Here is a 7619-nt window from a genome sequence, read left to right as displayed (position 1 = left end):
GGATCCGGCATCCCTCGGCAATCCGCAGCGCGGTGACGAGGCTCGTCACGGTGCGGCGCAGGTCGCGCTCGGCCAGGGACTGCGAGCGCGCCTGCGCCGGCCCCGCCGCCGCGGCCGGCGGCGCCGCGCCGCCCAGCGCGAGCGGCAGCAGCAGCCACGCCGCCCAGCCGCGCAGCCCTGGCCGCCGCGCCCTCCCGCCCGCGCCGCTGGGCAGGCCGCGGAGCACCCGTCGCCCGCTCCCGGCCTCGCGCGACGATGCCGCTCCCATGTCGCCGCTCCTCCTCCCCTGGCGCGCTTCCCTTAGAGCCGATCGCGGGCGGCCGGAAACAGCCGGGAGCGTCAACCGGCGCTACAACACTGGGCGAGAGCCGCTGCCGCGAGCCCAGCCGGGCGGCAACGCCCTGGCCCCTCCGTTGCCGCGGAGGAACCCCGGACCGCGCCGCGGCGCCGCGATCGCCCGGCGGCGCCGGGCCCCGCCTCAGCCGCCGGCGCCGAGCAGCGCCAGCACCTGTTCGCGCCGCGGGATCGGCGCCACCGCGCCGTAGCCGGTGGTGGCGAGCGCCGCCGCCGCGTTGGCGTAGCGCGCCGCGGCGAGCGGATCGTCGCCGGCAACCAGACGGGCGAGGAAGGCGCCGGCGAAGGTGTCGCCCGCCCCGGTCGCGTCCACCGCCTCCACCCGGTGCGGCGGGAGACGGACGCGCCGCTCGCGCGTGCACAGCATCGCTCCCTCGCGGCCGAGCTTCAGCAGCACCAGCGGGCAGAGGCGGAGGTAGAAGTCCGCGACCGCTTCCGGGTCCGACAGTCCGGTCAGCGTCTCCGCGTCCTCGAGCGAGGGGAAGGCGATGTCGGCCATGGCGATGGCGGCGTGGATTACCGCCGCCGCCCGCCGCGCCGGCCACAGCCGCAGCCGCAGGTTGGTGTCGTAGGACACCCTCACTCCCGCCGCGCGGGCGATCTCGATGGCGCGGAATCCGGCGTCGCAGGCGCTGGTCGAGATCGCCTGGGTGATGCCGGAGAGGTGCAGCACGCGGGCGGCGCGGATCGCCTGCTCCGGCAGGTGCTCCGGGCGATAGCGGCTGGCGGCGCTGCCGCTGCGGTAGAAGGTGAAGGCGTGCCCGCGCGGGCCGTGGGTGACGAAGTAGATGCCGGTCGGCGCCTCCGGGTCGCGGCGCACATGCGCCGTGTCCACGCCCTCGCGCGCCCAGAGGGCGAGGAAGCTCTCGCCGGCCGCGTCGCAGCCGATGGCGGTGATGTAGCCGACGCGCGCGCCGCTGCGCGCCGCGGCGATGGCGGCGTTGGAGGTGTCGCCGCCGTGGCCCTCCAGGTAGAGCGTGCGCGGATCGTCCGGCGCGCGCGGAAGCTGGTTGAACTCCAGCATCGGCTCGCCGAAGCAGAGGATGTCCGTCGCCTGCGGCACGGTTCCGCCCATCGCCGTCACGCCTGCAGGATGCCGAGGGCGGCGCGCGCCGCGGCCTGCACCGCCGCGCGCTCGCCCGCCGCCACCAGCCGCTCGTCCACCAGCCGCCCGCCGATGCCGACGAAGGCCGCGCCGGCGTCGAGATAGTCCTGCACGTCGCGCGCCTCCACGCCGCCGGTCGGGCAGAAGACGACCTCGGGGAAGACGGCGCGCAGGGCGCGGATGTGCGCCGGCCCGCCGGCCGAGGCGGCAGGGAAGATCTTCACCACGTCGGCCCCGGCGACGCGCGCCGCCTGCACCTCGGTCGGCGTCAGCGCCCCCAGCATGACGCAGGCGCCCGCCTCTCGCGCCGGGGCGACGATGGCGGGCTCGACCCAGGGAGCGACCAGGAACTTCGCCCCGGCGTCGAGGCAGAGCTGCGCCGTGCGCGCGTCCGTCACCGTGCCGGCGCCGATCAGCAGCTCGGGATCGGCGGCCAGCGCCCGGATCAGCGCCGGCGCCTCGGGCACGGTCATGGTGATCTCGAACACGCGCAGCCCCGCCTCCTGCAGCCAGGCGACCGCGGTCGCGGCGCGGGCGGCGCTCGAGGCGCGCACCACGGGAATGACGCGCAGCGCGCGCAGGCGGGGAATCAGGGGATGGGTCATGGCACCTTCGGCTCCGGCAGGGCTTCGCGGCGGGGCGCGCCAGACATGGGGCGAGCCGGGCGGGGCTGCGAGGCCGGGCCGGCGCCCGCGGCGGCGGCGCGTCAGGCTCCGCCGAGGTGGCGCGCGCGCTCCCGCATCATGTCCGCCGTCGCCTCGAGCGCCCGCGTCGCCTCGCGGGCGCGCTCGAGCCCGGCGGCGGCGGCGGCCAAGCCGGCCCGGTAGCGATGAACGCTGCCGTGCAGCCCCGCCATCGCCTTCCCGAGCCCGCCGAGCGCCGCACGCCATTCGGCGAGGGCGCGACCCTGCTCCTCGAACGCCGCCTCGAGCCGCCTGAGGGCGAGCCGCAGGCGGTCGTCGTCGCGCAGGGGAAAGGCCACCACGGCGGGCGGCGGGGCGGAAGCGCGCATGCGGATCCTCACGGCCGGCGCGGTCATTAGTAAATCGGAAACGAATCTCACGCAACGGGACGTTCCGCCCGCGCGCCGGCGTCCCGGATGGCACCACCGGACCACGCCGCGCCTCAGGAGGCGTCGCCGCCGAGGGCGACCGCGGTCCCGACCTTGGCCCGCGCCGCCGTCGCGCCCGCTCCGGCCACCGGCACGGCCCGCCGCACCGCCGGCAGCGCGGCGACGAGGCTGACCGCCACCGCCGCGGCATAGGGCACCGACTGCGCCAGCAGGATCGCGCACCACAGCACCGCCTCCCAGGTCGCGGTCCCGTGCACCAGCGCGACCCCGAGCGCCGCGCCCCACAGCAGCAGCAGCAGCGCGAGCTCCTGCCGCGCCATGGCGAGGCCCTGCACCAGCGCCGGCGCGCTCTCCATCTTCGGCGTGCGCAGGAAGGGCATGCGCCTCGTGAACAGCCCGGCGATCACCGCCTTGCCGATGGTGTGGGTCAGGGCGAGGCCCGCCACCGCCGCGCCGATCCTGTCGCGCCAGCCGCAGGGCACGCGCGCCGCGTAGAGCACGAGGATCTGGAACAGCTTGAAGGCGAACAGGCCGAGGCTCGGCAGCATGAACAGCAGGATCGGGAACTCGAACCGCACCCCGAGCCTGACCGGCGCCGCCGCCGGGGCGAGGCCGAGCGCGTGGGCGAGGCCGCCCAGCGCCGCCTCCGCCCAGGGCATGGCGAAGACCAGCCCGGCCGACCAGGCGAGGCCGAGCACCACGAACACCAGCCCCAGCGCGTCGCCGATCCAGGGCATCCAGCCCATCACGAAGTGCCAGCGCTGGCCCCGGGTGAGCTCGCGCCGGAACGGATTCAGCAGCGCGCCGAGATGCGCCTTGACGATCTGCATCGCGCCGTAGGCCCAGCGGTGCCGCTGCTTGCGGTAGGCGGCGAAGTCGTCGGGCATCAGCCCGCGCCCGAGGCTCTCCGGCACATAGACCGCCTCCCACCCCTGGCGCATCAGCCGGAGGCCGAGCTCGCTGTCCTCGCAGATGCACCACTCCGCCCAGCCGCCCGCGGCCTCGAGTGCCGTGCGGCGGATCAGCGTCATGGTCCCGTGCTGGACGATGGCGTTGCGCTCGTTGCGCGTGACCATGCCGCAGCGGAAGAAGCCGGCGTACTCCCAGTACATCATCCTCTTGAACGGCGATTCGCCGGCGTCGCGGTAGTCCTGCGGGTTCTGGGTGAAGCCGACCTTCGGGTCGTCGAAGAACGGCACCATGCGGCGCAGCCAGTCCGGCGCGACCACGTAGTCGCTGTCCAGCACGCCGACGATCGCGGCGTCGGGCGCCGTCGCGCGCAGCGCGAAGTTCAGCGCGCCCGCCTTGTAGCCGGGCCACCGGCCGAGGTGGAAGAAGCGGAAGCGCGGCCCGAGGCGCGCGCAGTGGCGCTCGACCGGCTCCCACAGCGCCGGGTCGCGCGTGTTGTTGTCCACCACCAGCACCTCGAAGTCCGGGTAGTCGAGCGCGGCCAGGGCGTCGAGCGTGCGCGCCACCATCGCCGGCGGCTCGTTGCAGATCGGCAGGTGGATCGAGACCTTGGGCAGCTTCGCCCCCGCCGGCGCCGGCAGCGCCGGCCAGCGCCGCTTCCAGCGCCGCCCGAAGACGGTCTCCGCCAGCTCGAAGCTGTCCGAGAGCAGCAGCGCGAGCAGCAGCAGCTGCCCCGCCACCAGCAGCCCCCACACGATGCCCGCGGCGAGCGAAAGGTAGGTCTCGCTCATCGCCAGCAGCGTCAGCGCCGTCCCCGTGACCGAGAGCTGCACCAGCGCCGCGAGCAGCAGCTTGCCCGCGAGGCGGATGTCGGGCCGGCGCGCCAGGAAGAACAGGCCGGCGAGGAAGGCGGACAGCGTCGCCCCGGCGGCCCAGGCCGGCCAGTCCGGCGTCTCCCATACCGGCCCCGCGAGCGGCCACTTCGGCGCGCGGTCGAGGTCGAACATGCCCCAGTGGCCCGCGGCGCGGCCCTCGAAGCTCACCTTCCAGGGCTGATCGAAGGCCTCCATCACGTAGTAGTCGAGCCCGCGCCGCTCGGCCTCGACGAAGAAGCCGCGCAGGAACGCCGCCTGGTCGACGCGGCTCGCCCGCGCTTCGCCGATCTCCACGCCGTTCGAGGGCCAGCCGACCTCGCCGATCACGATCGGCTTGCCGGGGAAGCGCGCGGCGACGGCCTGGTAGCGGTCGAGCACGTAGCGCAGCGCGTCCGCGACCGGCACGCCTTCCCAGTAGGGCAGCAGGTGGATGGTGACGAAGTCCACCGCCGCGCCGAGCTCGGGGTGGTCGAGCCAGACGTGCCAGGGCTCGGCGGTGGAGATCGGCTGGCGCACCCCGGCGCGCCGCACCTCGGCAATGCGGGCGATGAGCTGTGCCGGCGTGAGGTCGCCGCGCAGCACGGCCTCGTTGCCGACCAGCAGGCGATCCACGTTGCGGCTGTGGCGCGCCGTCTCGACCAGCCGCGCGATCTCCGCGCGGTCCCGCGCCGTGCGGCCGTCGAGCCAGGCGCCGAGGGTGACGCGCAGATCGAGCCCCGCCGCCGCGGCGATCGCCGGGATGCGCTCGAGGCCCTGCTGCACGGAATAGGTGCGGATGCGCCGGGTCAGCGGCGCGATCAGGCGCAGGTCGGCCTCGATCTCCGCCGCGCTCGGCCAGCGGTCGCTCTCGGCGCTCTGGCCGCGCCGGTAGGGCGCGAAGGCGAGGCCGGCGACCGGGCCGCGGAACTCCGGCGGCGCGGCCGGGCGGTTCCACGCCCACCAGGCGCCGAGGTGCAGCGCCGCGACCAGCAGCAGCGCGGCAAGCGTCGCGAGATGCGGCACGGCGGCGCGCCAGCGGCCGGCGCCCGGCGGAGGCACGGGCCGGGAGAGCGCGTCGGTCGCCGCGCGTCGCGGGAGCAGCCTGACGGGGAAGGAAGCGGTCATCGTCGCAGTACGGCTCCGGCAGCGCGCGGGAGGCCGCCGGGCCCCGCGGGCGCGCCGCGCCCCCGGCCGCGACGGGCGGGCGAGGGAGCGGCGCCCGAGGCCGGCGGCGCCGGGCGCTGGTTCGTCCGTGCGCTTATGGGGACGCGCCACGGCATCCGCCGGTCCGGAAGATGGCCCGTTTGCGGCGCCTTGCGGCCGATTCGGGGCACCCTGCGCCGCGCCGCGGCCGCTGGTGCCACGTGCGGTTGAGGCGCGCCGCCAGCCGCGGCCCCGGCGCGGGATCGCGCCGCCCGGCAGGCCGCATCGGGAGGGGAAGGCGCCGCACGCCGCCCGCACGCCGATCCCGTGGCGCGGGAACCGGCCGGGCCCAGGCTGCCGGAGGCGCCGTCCGGCGAGCGCCCTCGCGGCGCCGCGCCGGCGGAGCGCGCCGCGGCGCCTCCCGCCCCGCCGCCGGCGCGCCCTCGCCTCCCTGGCGCGCGCGGACCGGACGGTCCGGGGCGGCGTCCTCGCCGCGCGGCGCCGGGCCGCGCCCGCGGCGCGCATTCGCCAAGCCGGGGCGGCCTTCGCTAAAGGTGCCGCGTTGCTGAGCGACGGGGCCGACCGGCCGCCCCGCAGGAGTCGTCCATGGCCACCGCGATCGAGATCGGCGTGATCCTGTTGCTGGTGCTGCTGAACGGCGCCTTCGCCATGAGCGAGCTCGCCCTCGTCTCGGCGCGCCGGGCGCGGCTGCTGGCGATGGAGCGACAGGGCCGCGCAGGCGCGTCCGCGGCGCTGCGGCTCGCCGAGGAGCCGCAGCGCTTCCTGCCCACGGTGCAGGTCGGCATCACCCTGGTCGGCATCCTCGCCGGGGCCTTCGGCGGCGCCCGCCTCGCCGGCACCCTCGCGGACGCGCTCCGGGCGGTGCCGGGGATCGCCGCCCATGCCGATGCGATCGCGCTGGCCCTGGTGGTGCTCGCGATCACCTATCTGAGCCTGATCCTCGGCGAGCTGGTGCCGAAGCAGCTCGCGCTGCGCAACCCCGAGCCGATCGCCGCCCTGGTCGCCCGCCCCCTCGCCTGGCTGGCGCGCCTCTCCGCGCCCGTGGTCTGGGTCCTCGGCCGCTCCTCCGAGCTCGTCATGCGGCTGCTCGGCGCCTCGCGCCCGCTGGACCAGTCGGTGACGGAGGAGGAGGTGAAGGCCGTCGTCGCCGAGGGCGAGGAGGCCGGGGCGTTGGAGACCGAGGAACGGCAGATGATCGAGCGCGTGCTGCGCCTCGCCGACAAGCCGGTGCGCGCGCTGATGACGCCGCGTACCGAGCTCGCCTGGCTCGACCGCGCCGCGTCGCCGGAGGAGCTCGCCGCACGCATCCGCGCCGCCTCCGTGACGCGCTTCATCGTCGCCGACCGGCGCATCGACAACGTCCTCGGGGTGGTGGCCGCCAAGGACCTGCTCGACCAGCTGCTGGCCGGGGAGCCGCTGTCGCTCGCCAAGGCGCTGCGCCAGCCGATGGTGCTGCCCGACACGCTGTCCGCGCTGGATGCGATGCAGCGGTTGCGCGGCGATGCGCTCGGCCTCGCGCTGGTGATGGACGAGTACGGCAGCTTCGAGGGGGTGGTCACGCCCTCCGACCTGCTCGAGGCGATCATCGGCGAGCTCGGTCCCGCGGCGGCGCCGGTCCCGGGCGACCGGGGGCAGGAGGCGGTGCGCCGGCACGACGGCAGCCTGCTCCTCGACGGCATGATGCCGAGCGACGAGCTGAAGGCGCGGCTCAACCTGCCCCCGCTGCCGGCCGAGGGCACCTACCACACGGTGGCGGGGCTGATGCTCGCCCTGCTGCGCCGGGTGCCGAAGGAGGGCGACCGCATCGTCTGGGCCGGCTGGCGGTTCGAGATCGTGGACATGGACGGACGGCGCGTGGACAAGGTGCTGGTCACGCGCGAGGGCGCGCCGGCCTAGGCTCTGGACTCAATCGCGCCCGGTAGGTGATGGCGGCGGCGAGGCAGACGGCGGCGAGGAAGTTGCGGGCGGTCTTGTCGTATCGGGTGGCGATGCCGCGGGAATCCTCGATGCGGCAGAAGGTTCGCGCGATGGCGCTGCGGGGCCTGTAGCGTTCGGCGTCGCGCGGGAAGGCAACCTTGCGCGACGAGGTGCCGGGGATGGCCGCGGCGGCGCCGGCGGTTGGCGTCGCAGCCCTTGTCGGCGACCAGTTCGCGGGGCGGGG

The 7619-nt window shown here is 76.2% G+C and carries 6 protein-coding genes and 1 pseudogene; 1 reads left to right on the top strand and 6 read right to left on the bottom strand.

Features of this window, described 5'->3' with window-relative positions:
• From K1J50_RS18135 to K1J50_RS18115, 5 genes are all read right to left on the bottom strand, one after another.
• The coding region (locus K1J50_RS18135) for a hypothetical protein (RefSeq protein ID WP_220119163.1) at positions 1-268 on the bottom strand (268 nt) is incomplete at its 3' end.
• A 210-nt stretch (positions 269-478) separates the two neighbouring features.
• Positions 479-1429 carry a sugar kinase gene (locus tag K1J50_RS18130; RefSeq protein ID WP_220119162.1) on the bottom strand — a complete coding sequence of 317 codons (951 nt, stop codon included), beginning with the start codon at positions 1427-1429 and terminating at the stop codon, positions 479-481.
• 5 nt (positions 1430-1434) lie between these two features.
• The gene (locus K1J50_RS18125) at positions 1435-2064 is read right to left on the bottom strand and encodes a bifunctional 4-hydroxy-2-oxoglutarate aldolase/2-dehydro-3-deoxy-phosphogluconate aldolase (RefSeq protein ID WP_220119161.1); all 630 of its coding nucleotides are present in this window, start codon (positions 2062-2064) and stop codon (positions 1435-1437) included.
• Between the two features lie 101 nt (positions 2065-2165).
• Positions 2166-2471 (bottom strand): hypothetical protein, encoded by a 306-nt coding sequence (locus K1J50_RS18120; RefSeq protein WP_220119160.1) that lies wholly within the window; start codon positions 2469-2471, stop codon positions 2166-2168.
• A 113-nt stretch (positions 2472-2584) separates the two neighbouring features.
• Positions 2585-5419: a glycosyltransferase gene (locus K1J50_RS18115; RefSeq protein WP_220119159.1), complete on the bottom strand. Its 2835-nt coding sequence runs from the start codon at positions 5417-5419 to the stop codon at positions 2585-2587.
• 624 nt (positions 5420-6043) lie between these two features.
• Between K1J50_RS18115 and K1J50_RS18110 the strand changes: the two genes are divergently transcribed.
• Positions 6044-7354 (top strand): hemolysin family protein, encoded by a 1311-nt coding sequence (locus tag K1J50_RS18110; RefSeq protein ID WP_220119158.1) that lies wholly within the window; start codon positions 6044-6046, stop codon positions 7352-7354.
• Here the strand turns inward: K1J50_RS18110 and K1J50_RS18105 are convergent.
• Positions 7329-7619 (bottom strand): annotated as a pseudogene (locus K1J50_RS18105) (hypothetical protein); the annotation flags it as partial. The gene K1J50_RS18110 and the pseudogene K1J50_RS18105 overlap by 26 nt on opposite strands.

It is taken from the genome of Caldovatus aquaticus, assembly GCF_019458025.1.
Taxonomy (GTDB): Bacteria; Pseudomonadota; Alphaproteobacteria; order Acetobacterales; family Acetobacteraceae; genus Caldovatus; species Caldovatus aquaticus.
Note: the sequence above shows the minus strand (reverse complement) of the source record. Positions and strands in the feature narration are given on the sequence as shown.

Coding starts and splice junctions, on each gene's coding strand:
- K1J50_RS18130 (WP_220119162.1), bottom strand. CDS start 1,429: ATGGGCGGAACCGTGCCGCAGGCGACGGACATCCTCTGCTTCGGCGAG.
- K1J50_RS18125 (WP_220119161.1), bottom strand. CDS start 2,064: ATGACCCATCCCCTGATTCCCCGCCTGCGCGCGCTGCGCGTCATTCCC.
- K1J50_RS18120 (WP_220119160.1), bottom strand. CDS start 2,471: ATGCGCGCTTCCGCCCCGCCGCCCGCCGTGGTGGCCTTTCCCCTGCGC.
- K1J50_RS18115 (WP_220119159.1), bottom strand. CDS start 5,419: ATGACCGCTTCCTTCCCCGTCAGGCTGCTCCCGCGACGCGCGGCGACC.
- K1J50_RS18110 (WP_220119158.1), top strand. CDS start 6,044: ATGGCCACCGCGATCGAGATCGGCGTGATCCTGTTGCTGGTGCTGCTG.